At 66.3% G+C, this 14,390-nt stretch carries 14 protein-coding genes and 1 pseudogene; 10 read left to right on the forward strand and 5 right to left on the reverse strand.

The genetic code is table 11. The features are described 5' to 3' along the window. Positions 1 to 11 precede the first annotated feature (11 nt). On the reverse strand, positions 12 to 893 hold the full coding sequence (locus GFD21_RS01950) for a hypothetical protein (RefSeq protein WP_163196244.1): 882 nt from the start codon (positions 891 to 893) through the stop codon (positions 12 to 14). A 166-nt stretch (positions 894 to 1,059) separates the two neighbouring features. On the opposite strand from GFD21_RS01950, the gene GFD21_RS01955 reads away from it, so the two are divergent. Next, the gene (locus GFD21_RS01955) at positions 1,060 to 1,458 is read left to right on the forward strand and encodes a cupin domain-containing protein (RefSeq protein ID WP_163196245.1); all 399 of its coding nucleotides are present in this window, start codon (positions 1,060 to 1,062) and stop codon (positions 1,456 to 1,458) included. Between the two features lie 25 nt (positions 1,459 to 1,483). On the opposite strand, the gene GFD21_RS11320 is transcribed toward GFD21_RS01955, so the two are convergent. The 3 genes from GFD21_RS11320 to GFD21_RS01965 form a co-directional block, all read right to left on the reverse strand. Continuing rightward, positions 1,484 to 2,017, reverse strand: coding sequence for a LysR family transcriptional regulator substrate-binding protein (locus GFD21_RS11320; RefSeq protein WP_318643712.1), 534 nt, complete (start codon positions 2,015 to 2,017; stop codon positions 1,484 to 1,486). Then, complete coding sequence (locus tag GFD21_RS11325) at positions 1,951 to 2,361, reverse strand: LysR family transcriptional regulator (RefSeq protein WP_318643713.1); 411 nt, start codon at positions 2,359 to 2,361, stop codon at positions 1,951 to 1,953. Before GFD21_RS11325 ends, GFD21_RS11320 begins: the two co-directional genes overlap by 67 nt. A 118-nt stretch (positions 2,362 to 2,479) precedes the next feature. Further along, positions 2,480 to 3,868, reverse strand: coding sequence for an MDR family MFS transporter (locus GFD21_RS01965; protein ID WP_163196246.1), 1,389 nt, complete (start codon positions 3,866 to 3,868; stop codon positions 2,480 to 2,482). Positions 3,869 to 4,134: 266 nt separating this feature from the next. Here GFD21_RS01965 and GFD21_RS01970 point away from each other — a divergent pair, with 266 nt between their 5' ends. After that, positions 4,135 to 5,229 (forward strand): aldose 1-epimerase family protein, encoded by a 1,095-nt coding sequence (locus tag GFD21_RS01970; RefSeq protein ID WP_163196247.1) that lies wholly within the window; start codon positions 4,135 to 4,137, stop codon positions 5,227 to 5,229. A gap of 78 nt (positions 5,230 to 5,307) precedes the next feature. Here the strand turns inward: GFD21_RS01970 and GFD21_RS01975 are convergent, their stop codons facing one another. Further along, entirely contained in the window at positions 5,308 to 5,958 is a 651-nt protein-coding gene (locus tag GFD21_RS01975) for a TetR/AcrR family transcriptional regulator (protein WP_163196248.1), read from the reverse strand. 212 nt (positions 5,959 to 6,170) lie between these two features. Here GFD21_RS01975 and GFD21_RS01980 point away from each other — a divergent pair, with 212 nt between their 5' ends. From GFD21_RS01980 to GFD21_RS02020, 8 genes and pseudogenes are all read left to right on the forward strand, one after another. Continuing rightward, complete coding sequence (locus tag GFD21_RS01980) at positions 6,171 to 6,872, forward strand: ABC transporter ATP-binding protein (protein WP_163196249.1); 702 nt, start codon at positions 6,171 to 6,173, stop codon at positions 6,870 to 6,872. Positions 6,873 to 6,881: 9 nt separating this feature from the next. Continuing rightward, positions 6,882 to 9,365, forward strand: a complete 2,484-nt coding sequence (locus GFD21_RS01985; protein WP_163196250.1) for an ABC transporter permease — start codon at positions 6,882 to 6,884, stop codon at positions 9,363 to 9,365. Between the two features lie 199 nt (positions 9,366 to 9,564). Next, on the forward strand, positions 9,565 to 10,116 hold the full coding sequence (locus GFD21_RS01990; protein WP_163196251.1) for a TetR/AcrR family transcriptional regulator: 552 nt from the start codon (positions 9,565 to 9,567) through the stop codon (positions 10,114 to 10,116). Between the two features lie 161 nt (positions 10,117 to 10,277). Then, positions 10,278 to 11,054, forward strand: coding sequence for an AzlC family ABC transporter permease (locus GFD21_RS01995; RefSeq protein WP_163196252.1), 777 nt, complete (start codon positions 10,278 to 10,280; stop codon positions 11,052 to 11,054). Further along, positions 11,051 to 11,382: pseudogene (locus GFD21_RS11025) on the forward strand (branched-chain amino acid transporter permease). The gene GFD21_RS01995 and the pseudogene GFD21_RS11025 overlap by 4 nt, the downstream one beginning before the upstream one ends. Positions 11,383 to 11,492: 110 nt before the next feature. Further along, the gene (locus GFD21_RS02010) at positions 11,493 to 12,470 is read left to right on the forward strand and encodes an AEC family transporter (protein ID WP_163196253.1); all 978 of its coding nucleotides are present in this window, start codon (positions 11,493 to 11,495) and stop codon (positions 12,468 to 12,470) included. Between the two features lie 150 nt (positions 12,471 to 12,620). Beyond that, entirely contained in the window at positions 12,621 to 13,328 is a 708-nt protein-coding gene (locus GFD21_RS02015; RefSeq protein WP_163196254.1) for a L,D-transpeptidase, read from the forward strand. A gap of 157 nt (positions 13,329 to 13,485) precedes the next feature. Next, positions 13,486 to 14,316, forward strand: a complete 831-nt coding sequence (locus tag GFD21_RS02020) for a histidine phosphatase family protein (RefSeq protein ID WP_163196255.1) — start codon at positions 13,486 to 13,488, stop codon at positions 14,314 to 14,316. Positions 14,317 to 14,390: the final 74 nt, after the last annotated feature.

Genomic DNA, 14,390 nt, shown 5'->3' on the forward strand with positions numbered 1-14,390 from the left:
CGGGACGCACCTCACGCGATGAACCGCAGATACGTGCGATCATCGAACGATCCCAACCCCGCCGTGAACCCCTTCGTGCTCCGATACTCGCGCACAAGCCCCGGATCCTCGTGGCGAAGACGCTCCAACTCCGCTTCCGACCCGGCCAACGTGGAACGCAGCAACGGATAGCCATCCGACGCAAGCACCACCTCGGCCCCCGGCTCCACCGGCACGACGTGAATCGGATACTCCGGATCGGTGAACCCGTCGAACACGAAATACCCATACTCCCCACGCCGATTCGCGAACTCCGTCTGCAACCGCAGGAACGGCATGATCAGGTCACGCGCCGGATCGACGGAACCACCCGACTCCGCGGCCGACTGCCCGGCGGCGCATCGCGTCTCCGCATCCGCGCGCAACGCCAACGCCCGTGCGGCGAACGAACGCAGCTTCCCAAGCAACTCATCCACACGTTTCAACGTCGGCACCTGCACCCCATCCACCATGACCTGACAATCGCCGAACAGCCACACCTCGCCACGGCGAACGCTATAGACCACAGCGTTCGCCTGAAGACGCTCCCACGGCTCCACCTCGAACACGCGCGAAGACGCATCGCCTGAGGTCACATCGCCATGTACGGCCGCGAACCGCGCATACTCATTACGCAGCCGGCCATCAAGCGTCCGTTGCGCCTCACGCATCGAAGCGCCACCGGGCAAACCCGCGATAGCGCTCGCCAGCAGGTCCTTCGCCACCACGCCGCCGCTGGGCTTCCACGGATGCCGCAGGCTCTTGCCGGTCACCCCGTCCACCACGGCGGCGAAATCCTCCGTGACGACGAGACCGTCCTCGTTCAACGACTGGTCGGCGTGCTTGCCCCGGCAGAACCGTTCGATGATGCGCATGCCTCCACCATACGCGTGCCGGATATCCCGCTGTGGTCGTCGAATGCGCGGCCATGCCTTATACGCATGGCCGCGCATGGGGTCATGCTATTGGCGGAAACGCGGCAGCGGGCGTGTAATGGACCTCGATAACGGCAAGAACGAAAACAGGGAAGGACGAAACATCATGGAGAACCCGAGCGCATTCCCGATGGGGCAGCCGAACGACGCGTACGCGCAGTACTTCGAAGGCCAGAGCTGGCTTGCGCCGCTCGCCGGCGACGAACAGGTCAACGTCGCGAACGTGACTTTCGAGCCGGGCTGCACGAACCACTGGCACATCCACCACGGCGTATGCCAGATTTTGCTGGCCGTGGGAGGCCGTGGCTACTACCAGATCGAAGGCCGGGAGCCGGTGGAGCTCAAGCCCGGCGACGTGGCGTACATCCCGCCGGAGACCAAGCACTGGCACGGCGCCTCCCCGAACGAGGCGTTCGCGCACGTCGCCATCATGCCCAAGAAGGAGGGCGCGAGCAACGAATGGCTCGAACCGGTCGACGAGGAGACGTACCGCAACCTCGCCTGAGCCTGCATCCCGCCGTCATGCGCGGTCATGCGCGCAGGAACCGGGCGAACGCGCCGGCCGCGGGGGAGGAGACGCCCTGCTTCTTCCACACGAGCACGGAGCTGCTTTCGAACGTGGGCGTGAGCGGCACCGCGCGCACTCCCGGATACGAGACGCCGTAGTCGAGACACAGGTAAAGACCCAATCCGTTCGCCGCCATCGCCGCGCCGTTCGCCGGCAGATTGCACGTGCCGGCGATGACGGCCTGCGGGGCGAGCGAACCGAACCAGTGCATCACCACGCGCCGCACCGGTTCGCGCGACGGCAGCAGCAGCGGCTCGCCGACGAGGTCGGCCGGCGTCAACGATTCACGGGTCTGCAATGGATGCCCGTCGGGCACCATCGCCGCCCAATGGTCGCTGATGCCTGTATGCAGGTATTCGTAGCGTTCGGTGTCCACCGGATCGGCGAGCAGGCCGAAATCCATGAGTCCCTGTTCGAGCTGATCCTGGATCACGTCGGCCGTCGTGCTGACCACATGGAACCGCACCGCCGGATGGGCCTCACGGAATTCGGCCATGCGCCGCGCCAGATACGACATGCCCCCACCTCGCCGCAGCCGGCGGTGATGTCGCCGGAGAGCTCCCCGGCGGAACGCTTCAGATCGACCTCGGTCTTGTTCGCCAGCGAGACGATGGTCTGCGCGCGGTCGCGCAGCAATCGTCCCTCCTCGGTGAGCGTGATCGCATGCGGCCCACGCTCGAACAGCGTGACGCCGAGCTCCTCCTCCAACTGCTTCAGTTGCCGGGACAGGGTCGGCTGGGAGATGCGCAGCAATTGCGCCGCCCACGTGATGTTGCCTTCCTCAGCCACCGCGAGGAAGTATTTCAGCACGCGCAGTTCCATGGTTCCGCCCTCCGTCATTGGGATTCGTTCCGGGATGCGTTCGCGAGTTCCGGGATTCGTCCAGGACACCACCATTGTAGAGGTGTGGCGGGTGGCGGTGACCGGTCGTCGCCGCGGTGCCACGGGCGGCTGCAGCTCAGCGCCGGTCGCGTACGAACAGCGACAGCACGAACGCCGCGCACGCCACGACGGTCGCCGTGACGAACACTGCGTCCACGCCGTGGGCGAGACCGGCCGCCGTGGAGCCCGCGACGGCTGCGGGGCGCGTGTTCGTGGTCATGATGGTGAAGTTGACGGCGATGCCGATCGCCGCGCACGTCTGGCGCAGCGTGTTGTTCATAGCCGTGCCGTGCGGCAGCATCGGGCCGGTCAGCTGGTTGAGCGCGGTGGTGGTCAACGGCATCAGACAGAACGCGACGCCCGCCATCATCAGCGTGAAGAACACGGCCGGCCACCATGCGGGCGTGTCCGCGCCCATGCGGGAGAGCGCGAACGTGGCGACGGCGACCACGGCGATCGCGGGCGGCGCGATGCGGTGGATGCCCACACGGTCGAACAGGCGGCCCGCCACCGGGTTGAACACGCCTTCGGCCACGCCGCCGCCCATGAGCAGCAGTCCGGACTGGAGTGCGGTCATCCCCAGCGAATCCTGGATGAACATGGGCAGGATGTTCATCGTCGAGATGAACGTGACGAACACGAGCACGATGACGAGCATCGACAGGGCGAACATCGGCTTGGCGAACACGCGGAAGTCGAGCATTGGCCGCGCGAGATGCAGCTGACGGTGGATGAACGCGCACAGGGCGAGAGCGCCCACGACGAGCGGGCCGAGCGTCCGCGACGACGTCCAGCCCTCCTGGCCGGCGAGGCTGAAACCGAGCAGCAGACCGCCGAAGCCGAGCGTCGACAGCGCGATCGAGAGCACGTCGATGGTCGGGTCGGTGCGCGTGGTCACGTTGCGCACGGTCGGGATGGCGGCGGCGAGCACGACGACGGCGATGGCGATCAGCGGCACGAACAGGAATCGCCACGGCAGGAAGTCGATGATGAGACCGGACAGGGTGGGCCCCAAGGCCGGTGCGAACGCGATGACCAGGCCGAACCAGCCCATCGCCGCGCCGCGTCTGTCCGGCGGGAACGTGATGAACAGCACGGTCTGCAGGAGCGGCATGAGGATGCCCGCGCCCGTCGCCTGCAGCACGCGGCCGGCGAGCAGCACCCAGAACCCGGGCGCGAACGTGCATACGAGCGTGCCGAACAGGAACATGCCGATCGCATAGAAGAACAGCTGACGCGTCGTGAACTTCTGGATGAGGAACGCGGTGACCGGGATCATGATGCCGTTGGTGAGCATGAACCCGGTGCTCAGCCATTGCGCCGTGTTGCTCGTCACGCCGAATTCGCGCATGAGATGCGGCAGGGCGGAGGTCATCAGCGTCTGGTTGAGGATGGCGGTGAAGCTGCCGACCATCATCACGATGATCGGGATGACGGAACGCTTCGACGGCGTGCGTCCGGGCATGACGGAATCCATGGGCACCTCGAATCTGTCGGAAAACGGATCCGGCTGATTTCGGTCGTCGCCGCGCGTGGGAAACGTGGATGCGCGACGCCGTAGCCCCTGCCGGCGTGACAGCCCAAGTGTACCGTCGCGCGCGACATGCACGCCCGTCTATGAGGGGGCGGCGGTGGCGTGGCCCGCATGGAATCATGGGGCATGTCTTTATGGAAACCGTTTACCGCATGCGGGTACACTATCCTTGGAACAGTCACAAGGAGGTACGAATCATGCTGGTCCAGAACGACAACCCGACCCGCGCCGCAATGCTCGCCCGTGTGGGTTCTTTGCAGCAGGCGGCGTATGTGCGTCCGATCGAGTATCAGGAGGGGCGTGCGCATGGGTTGCGTGGCGTCGAGGTGAAGAACGGTCCGTTGCGGTTCATGTCGATGGCGGATCGTGCGTTGGATGTCGCGCAGTTCGAGTATCGGGGCGAGAACCTGACGTTCCTGTCCAAGCCGGGGTTGAACGGGCGCAACCAGTTCGACACGAACGGTCTGGAGGCGCAGCGTTCGATCATGGGCGGTTTGTTCTTCACGTGCGGGTTCGAGAACATCTGCGCGCCGTACGTGACCCCGGAGGGCTCCAAGTATCCGGCGGGCGATTATCCGATGCACGGGCGCATCCGCACCACGCCGGCCGAGCACGTGTCCTCGGACGCGTATTGGGACGGGGGCGGCCGGTATGTGCTCGAGGTGTCGGGCGAGATGCGCGAGGCGGAGCTGTTCGGCGAGAACCTGGTGCTGCGCCGCCGTATTTCGTCGGTGTACGGCACGTCCACGGTCACCGTCGAGGACGAGGTGACCAACGAGTCGTTCCGGAGCGAGCCCCTCATGTGGATGTACCACTGCAATTTCGGCTGGCCGCTGCTGGACGAGGGCGCCGAGGTGGTGATCCCGAGCCGGAAGGCCACGCCGCGCGACGAGACCACCGCCGCGGACGAGACTCCATGGAATGAGATCGGCGCTCCGGTGGACAACAGGCCGGAGAGCGTGTACCTGCACGATCTGGCCGCCGACGGGGAGGGTCGTAGTTTCGCCGCCGTGGTCAACCGCAAACTGGGGTTGGGTGTCGTGATCGAATTCGACGCGGCCGATTTCCCGTATTTCATGGAGTGGAAGTCGATGGGGTCCGGCGATTACGTGGTCGGGTTGGAGCCGTCGAACTCGAGCGTGTACGGGCGTGGCTGGCATGAGGAGCGCGGCGACCTGCACATGATCGCCCCGCAGGCCACGGAACGCAAGACCGTCACGTTCACCGTCATCGAAGGCGAGAAGGCCATCGACGAACTCGCCGCCCGACGCGACAGCCTCCTCGACAACTGAACACCGGCCGGAGGCGGTGGGCGCCCTGCCGGGCGCCGTCGGTCCACGTCGCCCGGCGGCGCCCTCCCGTCCCGCGCCCTATGGCCTCTCGTCGGTGGGCGCCGCCGTATCGGTCCGTCGGTGCGGCGTGACCGGGGAATCGTCACCCTTCAGCGAATTGATGAGCTGGGCGATGGTGTCCGGCAAAGCGGAGTTCGCGAGCCATTCGACGCTTTCCGGCGTGAACAGAGTCCGCGCCTTGCCGAGCACGCCGAGGATGCCGCTCGTCGCGAACTCCAGCACGATCCGCTGCCCGGAGCTGAGCTGAGACTCGTCGAGTCCCAGCACGGACAGCCATACGCCGCCGACGTACGTCTTGAGCTGCGCGGCCAGTCCCGTGGAGCCGTGCGGTCCGGCGATGAGCGACAGATGACGGATGCTCGCGAGATGCTCGGGTGAGCCGACGAACTCCAACGCGTAGTCGCGCAGCATGCCGATATCGCCGTCCTGTCGGATGATGTGCGCGATGAACCCCGTCACGCCCGGCTCGCCGTAGATGGCCGCGATCGCGTCGTCGGCGAGCTCGGGGATGTTGGCGTAATGGTAGTAGAACGCGCTGCGGTTCAATCCGCTTTCGCGCGTGATGTCGCTGATGGTGATCTGCGCGTACGGCTTCTTCTCCAGCAACGTCCAGAACGCCTCCTGCATCCTCTCCGGCGCCGATCGTTCGGTGGCCTTCGGTCGTGCCATATGCCCTCCTTCGCCGTCATGCATCGACCCGTGCGGCATCCGCACCCGCATGCCCGTTCCAGTATTCCCGGGAGGACGTCGCCGCCGCAACCCGTTAACCCGACACGTTATCGGAATATGGGGATTTAACCCTACGGCGTGATGGGTTACGCTCTCAGGTGCCCGGTGAAGAATGGAAGACAGCACCGGTGCCGACCAGAGAGGTAAAAACGATGAGCTTCCTTGAATTCCATGACGTGGTCCGTCAGTATGGCAACGGTGAATCCGCCGTGCTGGCTCTCGACCATGCGACCTTCGACATCGAACAGGGCGAACTGGCCGTGATCCTCGGCGCGTCCGGCGCCGGCAAATCCACGGCGTTGAACATCCTCGGCGGCATGGACCGCGCCACGTCCGGCAGCGTCAGGCTGGGTGATCGCGACGTCACGAAGGCGTCCGACGCAGAACTGACCGACTACCGCCGCTTCGACGTGGGCTTCGTGTTCCAGTTCTACAACCTCGTGCCCAACCTCACGGCCCTCGAGAACGTGGAGCTCGCCTCGCAGATCTGCCCCGACGCGCTCGACGCCCGTGAAACCCTGGAGAAGGTGGGGTTGGGGGAGCGTCTCAACAACTTCCCCGCGCAGCTTTCCGGCGGCGAGCAGCAGCGCGTGTCCATCGCGCGCGCCCTCGCCAAGAACCCGAAGCTGCTGCTGTGCGACGAGCCGACAGGCGCGCTCGACTACAACACCGGCAAGGAGGTGCTCCAGCTGTTGCAGGACTCCTGCCGCCAGCGCGGCATCACCGTCGCACTCGTCACCCACAACTCCGCGCTCGCGCCGATGGGCGACCGTCTGATCCGCTTCCGTTCCGGCAAGGTCACCGAGATCGCCGTGAACGAGCATCCGACGCCCATCGCCGACATCGAATGGTAGGTGGTGCAGTTGCGTAGAACCGCACTCTGGAAGGACGCGTGGCGCACGATCGCCGGCAACGGACGACGGTTCGCCGCGATCGCGATCATCGTGGCGGTCGGTGTGATGATGCTCGGCGGCCTCAACACCGTCGGCAGGGACATCCGCGCCGGCCTCGACGACTTCTTTGACGCGACCGGCATGCACGACATATCCGTCGTCTCCACGCGCGGATTCGACGACGCCGACATCGCCGCGCTACGCAAGGCGGACGGCGTCGCCGACGCGGCGGGCATCCGCTCGCAAAGCGTCACGACGAAGATCGACGGCAAGCGCGCCGCGGCCACCGTCTCGACTCTCGACGACCGCGGCATCGACGACCCGTACCTGAGCGAGGGGCGCCTGCCGAAGGCCGGCCACGAGATCGCCGTCACCCGGCAGTACCTCGACGACTCCGGCAAGCAGGTCGGCGACACGGTGACGTTCTCCGCCGACGGTTCCGCGACGGCGACGGCCGCCGCGACCCGCACGCCCGCCGTGTTCGACGACGGCGCGTACCGGATCGTCGGCGTCGTCATCGACCCGAACGACATCGTGAACCCCTTCGGACCGCTCGCCCTCGTGACCGCCTCGAAGACCGTCCACCCGATGTTCGTCAGCGGGGACGCGGTCGTGAGCGACGTCATGCCGTACACGTCCGCCGTCGTCACCGTCACCGGCGCGAAAACGCTGAACACGTATGACGACGACTATCTGGACAAGGTCGACGCCGCGAAGACCGCCATCGGGCATGCCGCGCCTTCGGGTGCGAAATGGATCGTCAACGACCGCAGCGCCGTCACCAGCTATGAGGACGTGAAGACGCAAAGCGAGATGATCGCCCGCCTCGGCACGTTGTTCCCCGTGCTGTTCCTCGTCATCGCGCTGCTGGTGAGCCTGACGGCCATCACGCGCATGGTCGAGGAGGACCGACAGCTCATCGGCACATACAAGGCGCTCGGCTACGGCCGCCGCGAGATCATGCTCAAATTCCTCGTCTACTCGGCCGCGGCCTGTCTGCTGGGCGGCGTGCTCGGCGACCTGCTGGGGCTCATCGGGCTGCCGTTCGTGTTCACCCGAAAGATGCTGGCGAACCTGTATCTGCTGCCGCACTATCCGCTGCTTGTCGACTGGCGGCTCGCCGTCGGCGGCGTGCTCCTGTTCATCGTCGTCATCACCGGCGCGGCGATGGCCGCCTGCACGGGGTCGCTGCGGCTGGAGCCCGCCGAGCTCATGCGCCCCAAGGCGCCGAAAGCCGGCAGGACGATCATGCTGCAGCGCATCGGATTCATCTGGAACCATCTGGGATTCCTGGACAAGGTGACCGCCCGCAACCTGTTCCGCTACAAGTCGCGCGCGCTCATGGTCATCATCGGCGTGCTCGGATGCACCGCGCTCATGACCGCAGGCTTCGGCATGGGCTCCTCCATGCTGACCCTCATGCCGCGCCAGCATGGCGAGATCTCCGTCTACGACGTGATGGCCGTGACCTCCGCCGCCGATCACGACAAGGCACAGCAGGCGCTCGACAAGGACGAGGATGTGGAATCCGCGCTGCCGTTGCAGCTCGGCTCCGTCACCCTGGCCTCACCGGACGCGGACGCGGGTGACCATGATGCGAAGCTCACCGCGCAGCTCATGGTCATCCAGGACGGCGAATCGACCGACGGGCATATCAACATCCAAGCACCGTCCGGCACGCCGATCGAACTGTACAGCGCGGATGGCGACGACCTGACCGGCGGCGGCATCGTCGTCACCGCGAACGCCGCGAAGAAGCTCTCGCTTGTCGAGGGCTCCGAGGTCGACGTGACCGATGCGATGGCGAACACCGCCGGACTTCCCGTATTCGTGATCGCGCAGTACTACACCGGCAACGTCGTGTTCATGACGCAATCCGCCTACGAGAAGGCGTTCGACGCCGACTATGCGCCCAACGCCGACCTCATCAATGTGAAGGGCGACGACGACGCGCGGATCGCGTTCGCCGACCGGCTCGCCTCGCAGAGCGAGTACCTGTCCGTGACGAGTTCGGCCAAGCAGGAGCGCGACTTCGCGAAGAGCTTCGCCATCTTCTTCGCGATGATCGGCTTCATCGTCGCCATGGCCGCGATCCTCGCCGTCGTGGTGCTGTACACGCTCGCCTCCACGAACATTTCGGAGCGCGAGCGCGAGCTCGCCACCATCAAGGTGCTGGGCTTCCGCCGCGGCGAGGTGCACGGCTATGTGAACAAGGAGATGCTGCTGCTCGCCGCGATCGGCATCGCGATCGGCCTGCCGTGCGGGCGTGAGCTGCTCGGGTTCCTCGTGGGCCGGCTCGACCTGCCCGGCATGAACATCGTGCCCAACGTGCTGTGGTACTGCTATGCCGCGGCCGCCGCGTTGGCGTTCCTGTTCACGCTGCTGGTGGGCTTCGCCACGAACCATGCGCTCGACCGCATCGACATGGTCGGTGCCTTGAAGAGCCCCGAGTGACGGTGTGGCGCGCGAAACGCACATGGGCCCCGCACCCTGAGATAGGGATGCGGGGCCCATGTGCGTTTCGACAAAGGTGCGCCGCCGTTGGGAATACGGTTCCGGCGGCGTTGTGTACGATTGTACACATAAAAGTGTACGAGCGTACATTACGGCGTGTATGCTTGGGGGCGATACCGCAGAGCCGAGGAGGTGCGCCATGGGGGAGTCGACCCGCCGCTTCGATCCCGAACGCAAGGACCGCATCATCGAGGCGTGCCTCGACGTCATCGCCGCCAAAGGCGTGGCCGGCGCGTCGCACCGCGTCATCGCGGCCGCCGCGAACGTGCCGCTCGGATCGATGACCTACCATTTCGACGGCATGGCCGACCTGCTGCATCAGGCGTTCGAACGGTACGCGAATCGGTGCGTGGAGGCGTTCGCCGCGCGCATGGACGAGGCGACGGACGAGGACGGGGCGTGCGAGGCCGTCGCCCGGCACATCGAGACCGATCTGGTGAGCACGCAGCGCGACCTCGTCATCAACATGGAGCTGTACACCATCGCCGCGCGCGACCACGCCTACCGGGACATCACCGAACGGTGGATGGCCGCCAGCCGTGCGCAGCTGGAACGGTTCTTCGACGCCCCGACCGCGGCGATGCTGGACTCGCTCATCGAGGGCCTCACCCTGCACCGTGCGCTCGGCGACGATTCGCTGGGCGCGGGCACCGTACGCGAGGCCATCCGCCGCATCGTCCGGACGGCCTGATCGGGGAAGGGCGCCGACCGGCCGTGACGGGAGCCCCCCGGAGCCCGGGGCGATTCGCCGCACGCCGCCCGAAATGAACCCGCGCCGCCATGCCGTGCCCGCGATGTGTTACCATATCCGCCGCAAACGGTCCCACCGGAAGGAAGCGGAGGAAGAACCCCATGGAACGGCAGCAACGGCGCGGCGTGCGTCTCAAGGCATTGAGGGCGGCATTCCCATTGACCGTGCCCATCGCGCTCGGCTTCCTGTTCCTCGGATGCTCGTACGGCATGCTCATGGGCACGAAGGGGTTCTCGTTCGTATGGCCGATGTGCATGAGCGCGTTCATCTTCGCCGGTTCGATGGAGTTCGTCACCGTGAACCTGCTGCTCTCCGCGTTCAACCCGCTGGCCGCGTTCCTGCTCGCCCTCATGGTCAACGCGCGCCACCTGTTCTACGGGCTGTCGATGCTCGGCCGTTTCCGCGGGCTCGGGTGGAAACGCCCCTACCTCATCTTCGGCATGTGCGACGAGACGTTCGCCATCAACTCCTCCGCGCGCATCCCCGCGGACGTGGACCGCGGCTGGTTCTACCTGTGGGTCACCGCGCTCAACCAGTCGTATTGGGTGGTGGGCGCCACGCTCGGCGGCGTGATCGGCGCGAACCTCCCGTTCGACACGGACGGCCTCGAATTCGTGCTCACCGCGCTGTTCCTCGTCATCTTCCTCGACCAGTGGCTCGGGGAGGGGGCCGGCCGTCGGGGCCACGTCAGCGCCGTCGTCGGCGTGCTCGCCTCCGTCGCGTGCCTCATGGCGTTCGGTCCGGACGATTTCATGATCCCCGCGCTGATCGTGATGATCGTGCTGTTCCTCGTGCTGCGCCCGCGGCTCGACGACCTGCATGAAGACGATGCCGTCGCCGCCGACGCGGCCGGCGACGGAAAGGAGGCGACGCGATGACGATGACCGTGATCCAGGGGGTGCTTACCATCGCCGTGGTGGTGGCCGGCACGATGCTCACCCGGTTCCTGCCGTTCCTCGTGTTCCCCGAATCGAAACAGCCGCCGCGCGTCATCGAATACTTCGGCAAGGTGCTGCCGTATGCGATGACCGGCCTGCTCGTCGTCTACGCCTGAGGAACACGCCCATCCTCACCGGCAGCCACGGCGTCCCCGAACTCATCGCATGCCTTGCGATCATAATCCTGCACCTGTGGCGGCGCAGCATGCTGCTGTCCATCGCGGGCGGCACCGTCGTCTACATGCTGCTCGTGCAGCTCGTGTTCTGATTCCCCTCGCGCGGCGCCTCCCGTCGGCGCGGCTCCGCGCGCCCATGGTCCGCGCCCTCTTCGCCGCGTCGGAGTATGTTGCATCAGCGGTAGGAGAGAGAGGAGCGGATATGCAGCAGTTCGACATCGTGCTCGGGCAGATGGTCGGCATGGCCGTGATGATGGCCGTCGGCTACATCTGCGTGAGGACCAGGGTGCTCGGCGAAGCCGCGCTGGACGGCATCTGCGCGCTCATCCTCAAGGTGGGCATCCCGCTGCTCGTGTTCGCTAACGCCGTCTCCGGCACGACGCGCGCCGACCTCATCGGCTCGGACGCGATCATCGGCATGACGCTGCTCATGTACGCGCTGCTCATCGGCCTGTTCACCCTGCTGTCGCACCTGCTGCGCCTGAGACGCGAACGCGGGCGCATGTTCCGCGGCTGTTTCGCGTTCGGCAACGCCGGGTTCATCGGCCTGCCCCTCATCCTCGCGCTCTTCCCCGGCAAGGGCGCCCTATACTTCGCGCTCATGTCCATCGTCGACCAGTTCCTGCTGTGGACGTACGGCGTATGGACCTGCAAGAAGGTCGACGACCGGCAGTCCATGGCCGACGAACGTCCCGCGCACGGCTGGCTCGACCGTCTCGCCCCGCTGGTCAGCCCCGCCCTGATCGCCGTGGTGCTCGCCGTGGCGCTCATCCTCGCGGGCGTGACCGTCCCCGCCGTGCTGCTCGCCCCGCTCAAGACCCTCGGCTCCACCGCCTCGCCGCTGTCCATGGTGTATCTGGGAGGCCTGTTCGCCATCCGCGACTGGACTGCGATCCTGCGCAAATACGAACTCTACGTGGGGATCGCGGTCAAGATGCTCGCGTTCCCCGTCGGCTTCTACGCGCTGCTCTCCTTCGTGCCGCCGATGCTCGGCATGGGCGCCGCCAACCCGGACATGGTGCACATGATGACCCTCGTCTCCGGCCTGCCGACCATGAGCACGATGGTCATGTTCGCCGAGCGTGAACGCAACCAGCCCGAATACGCGATCGGCATGGTGCTCGTCACCACCGTGGCGAGCCTGTTCACCCTCACCGCCGTCTCGTTCCTCGTGTTCTGACCGCCGACCCCGTTCCGCGCCCCGATGCCGCGTCCCGTCGGAGGGGAGGAACGGGGGATGGCGGCGGTCATTCGCATCGGGTACCATCGATGCAGATTCCGGCGGTTCCCGCCGGATGTACGAAACGCTGGAATGCAGGGGGATTCACGCATGGCTGGACGTCGATCGGCATATGTCGGGCTGCATCGCAGGCGCACCGATTGGCTGCTGATGGCGGAATCGGCCCTGTGCGCCCTGCTCGCCATCGTGCTGTGCGGCACCGTCGCCATGTGGCATGCGCGCGCCGCCGAACGCGACCGCGCCATCGCCGCCGAGAACGCCCGGACCGTCGCCGTGGCCGAGGCGCGGCGCGAGGCGTCGAAGCCGCTGGCGCGCGCCTCCGTGCCCGGCTTCAACCAGGACATCCAGTCGCGGCGCGAGGCCGAGGCCGCCCGCGCCCGCTGGAACGACCCCACCGGCGGAGTGCAGCCGAACCTCGCGCAATACGCGAACCTGAGCGTGGACGTGAGCCTCGTCGACCAGAAGGTGTACGTCAAATCCGACGGCGCCACGATCTACACGATGATCGCCAGCACCGGCATCGACGATTCCACGCCCCACGGCACCTACACGGTCGACGCGCGCGGCGAACACTTCTACAACGCCTCCGAAGGCATGGGCGCCGACTACTGGGTGCGCTTCTACGGCCCCTACCTGTTCCATACCGTGCCCACCGGGCAGAACTTCGGCGACTACCTCGAGGACGAGGCTCTCAAGCTCGGCCGGCCCGCGTCGCACGGCTGCGTGCGCCTGAGCATCGCCGACGCGAAATGGCTCTACGAGCAGCTGCCGGACGGCACGCCGGTCACCATCGCCTGATCGTCCCCGGCCGACCGTCGTGTCGGCGGCCCGTCGGCCGTCGCCGGTTGAACGGTGGATGAACTTTCCCCTCCCGGCGTACGGGAGGCCTGCATGGGCGCCGGTTTTCGATTACGCTGGTGCGGGTATCCATCGACGACGAAAGAGGAACCCATCCATGAGCATGCCGCTTGATTTGTTCGTGATTCGGCATGGCGAATCCGAGGCGAACGTCATCGTCCAGGCCGGGGACCGGGGCGACAATTCGCTGTACACGCAGGACAACGTCACCGTGCCCGACCGTTCGTGGCGTCTGACCGGCACGGGGCGCAAACAGGCCGACTGCATCGGCCGCTGGCTCGTCGGCCAGCAGCAGCTGTTCGACCGCTACCTCGTCTCGCCCTACGTGCGCACCCGCGAGACGGCCGCCACGATGGCGCTGCCCAAGGCCAAATGGGAGGAGAACCGCGTCATCCGCGAACGATCCTGGGGCGAGATCAACACCATCACCAAGGACGAGTTCAAGACCAACTACGCGCGCAACTGGATGTTCAAGAACACCGATCCGCTGTACTGGCGTCCGCCGGCGGGCGAATCCATCGCCGACGTGGCCGAGGACCGCGTGCACAACGTGCTCAGCTCCCTGTCGCGCAAATCGGACCTGGGCAGCGTGGTGATGGTCACCCACGGCGACTTCATGCTCGCGCTCATGCTCACCCTCGAGGACCTGTCCGACGAGGAGTTCCTCCACCGCGCCGACTCGCCCGACTGGACGATCACCAACTGCACGTGCCTGCACTACACGCGCCGCGACCCGGAGACCGGGCGCACCTCCAAGCGCATGCACTGGGAGCAGACCGCGCGCCCCGTGCTCAACGCCGACACCGGCAAATGGGAGGTGAAGGTGGACCCGTGGCGCGAGTTCAAAAGGCCGTATCTGTCGAACGGCGACCTGGTGGACGTGGTGCACGCCGTCGATCCGCATCTGCTCGAGTACCACGGCAAGTGACGCACGGCGGCTACAATGGCTTCGAACCGCGGGCTGATGGTCACGCCCGCGTGAGAGAAGCTAAGGAGAGCCGC

The sequence above is a fragment of the Bifidobacterium platyrrhinorum genome (assembly GCF_010667645.1).
Classification (GTDB): domain Bacteria; phylum Actinomycetota; class Actinomycetes; order Actinomycetales; family Bifidobacteriaceae; genus Bifidobacterium; species Bifidobacterium platyrrhinorum.

Excerpts from the sequence above, each read along its gene's own strand:
- GFD21_RS11325 (WP_318643713.1), bottom strand. The coding sequence starts at position 2,361 with ATGACGGAGGGCGGAACCATGGAACTGCGCGTGCTGAAATACTTCCTC.
- GFD21_RS01970 (WP_163196247.1), top strand. The coding sequence starts at position 4,135 with ATGCTGGTCCAGAACGACAACCCGACCCGCGCCGCAATGCTCGCCCGT.
- GFD21_RS01975 (WP_163196248.1), bottom strand. The coding sequence starts at position 5,958 with ATGGCACGACCGAAGGCCACCGAACGATCGGCGCCGGAGAGGATGCAG.
- GFD21_RS02010 (WP_163196253.1), top strand. The coding sequence starts at position 11,493 with ATGCAGCAGTTCGACATCGTGCTCGGGCAGATGGTCGGCATGGCCGTG.
- GFD21_RS02020 (WP_163196255.1), top strand. The coding sequence starts at position 13,486 with ATGAGCATGCCGCTTGATTTGTTCGTGATTCGGCATGGCGAATCCGAG.
- GFD21_RS02015 (WP_163196254.1), top strand. The coding sequence starts at position 12,621 with ATGGCTGGACGTCGATCGGCATATGTCGGGCTGCATCGCAGGCGCACC.
- GFD21_RS01950 (WP_163196244.1), bottom strand. The coding sequence starts at position 893 with ATGCGCATCATCGAACGGTTCTGCCGGGGCAAGCACGCCGACCAGTCG.
- GFD21_RS11320 (WP_318643712.1), bottom strand. The coding sequence starts at position 2,017 with ATGGCCGAATTCCGTGAGGCCCATCCGGCGGTGCGGTTCCATGTGGTC.
- GFD21_RS01980 (WP_163196249.1), top strand. The coding sequence starts at position 6,171 with ATGAGCTTCCTTGAATTCCATGACGTGGTCCGTCAGTATGGCAACGGT.
- GFD21_RS01965 (WP_163196246.1), bottom strand. The coding sequence starts at position 3,868 with ATGCCCGGACGCACGCCGTCGAAGCGTTCCGTCATCCCGATCATCGTG.
- GFD21_RS01995 (WP_163196252.1), top strand. The coding sequence starts at position 10,278 with ATGGAACGGCAGCAACGGCGCGGCGTGCGTCTCAAGGCATTGAGGGCG.
- GFD21_RS01990 (WP_163196251.1), top strand. The coding sequence starts at position 9,565 with ATGGGGGAGTCGACCCGCCGCTTCGATCCCGAACGCAAGGACCGCATC.
- GFD21_RS01955 (WP_163196245.1), top strand. The coding sequence starts at position 1,060 with ATGGAGAACCCGAGCGCATTCCCGATGGGGCAGCCGAACGACGCGTAC.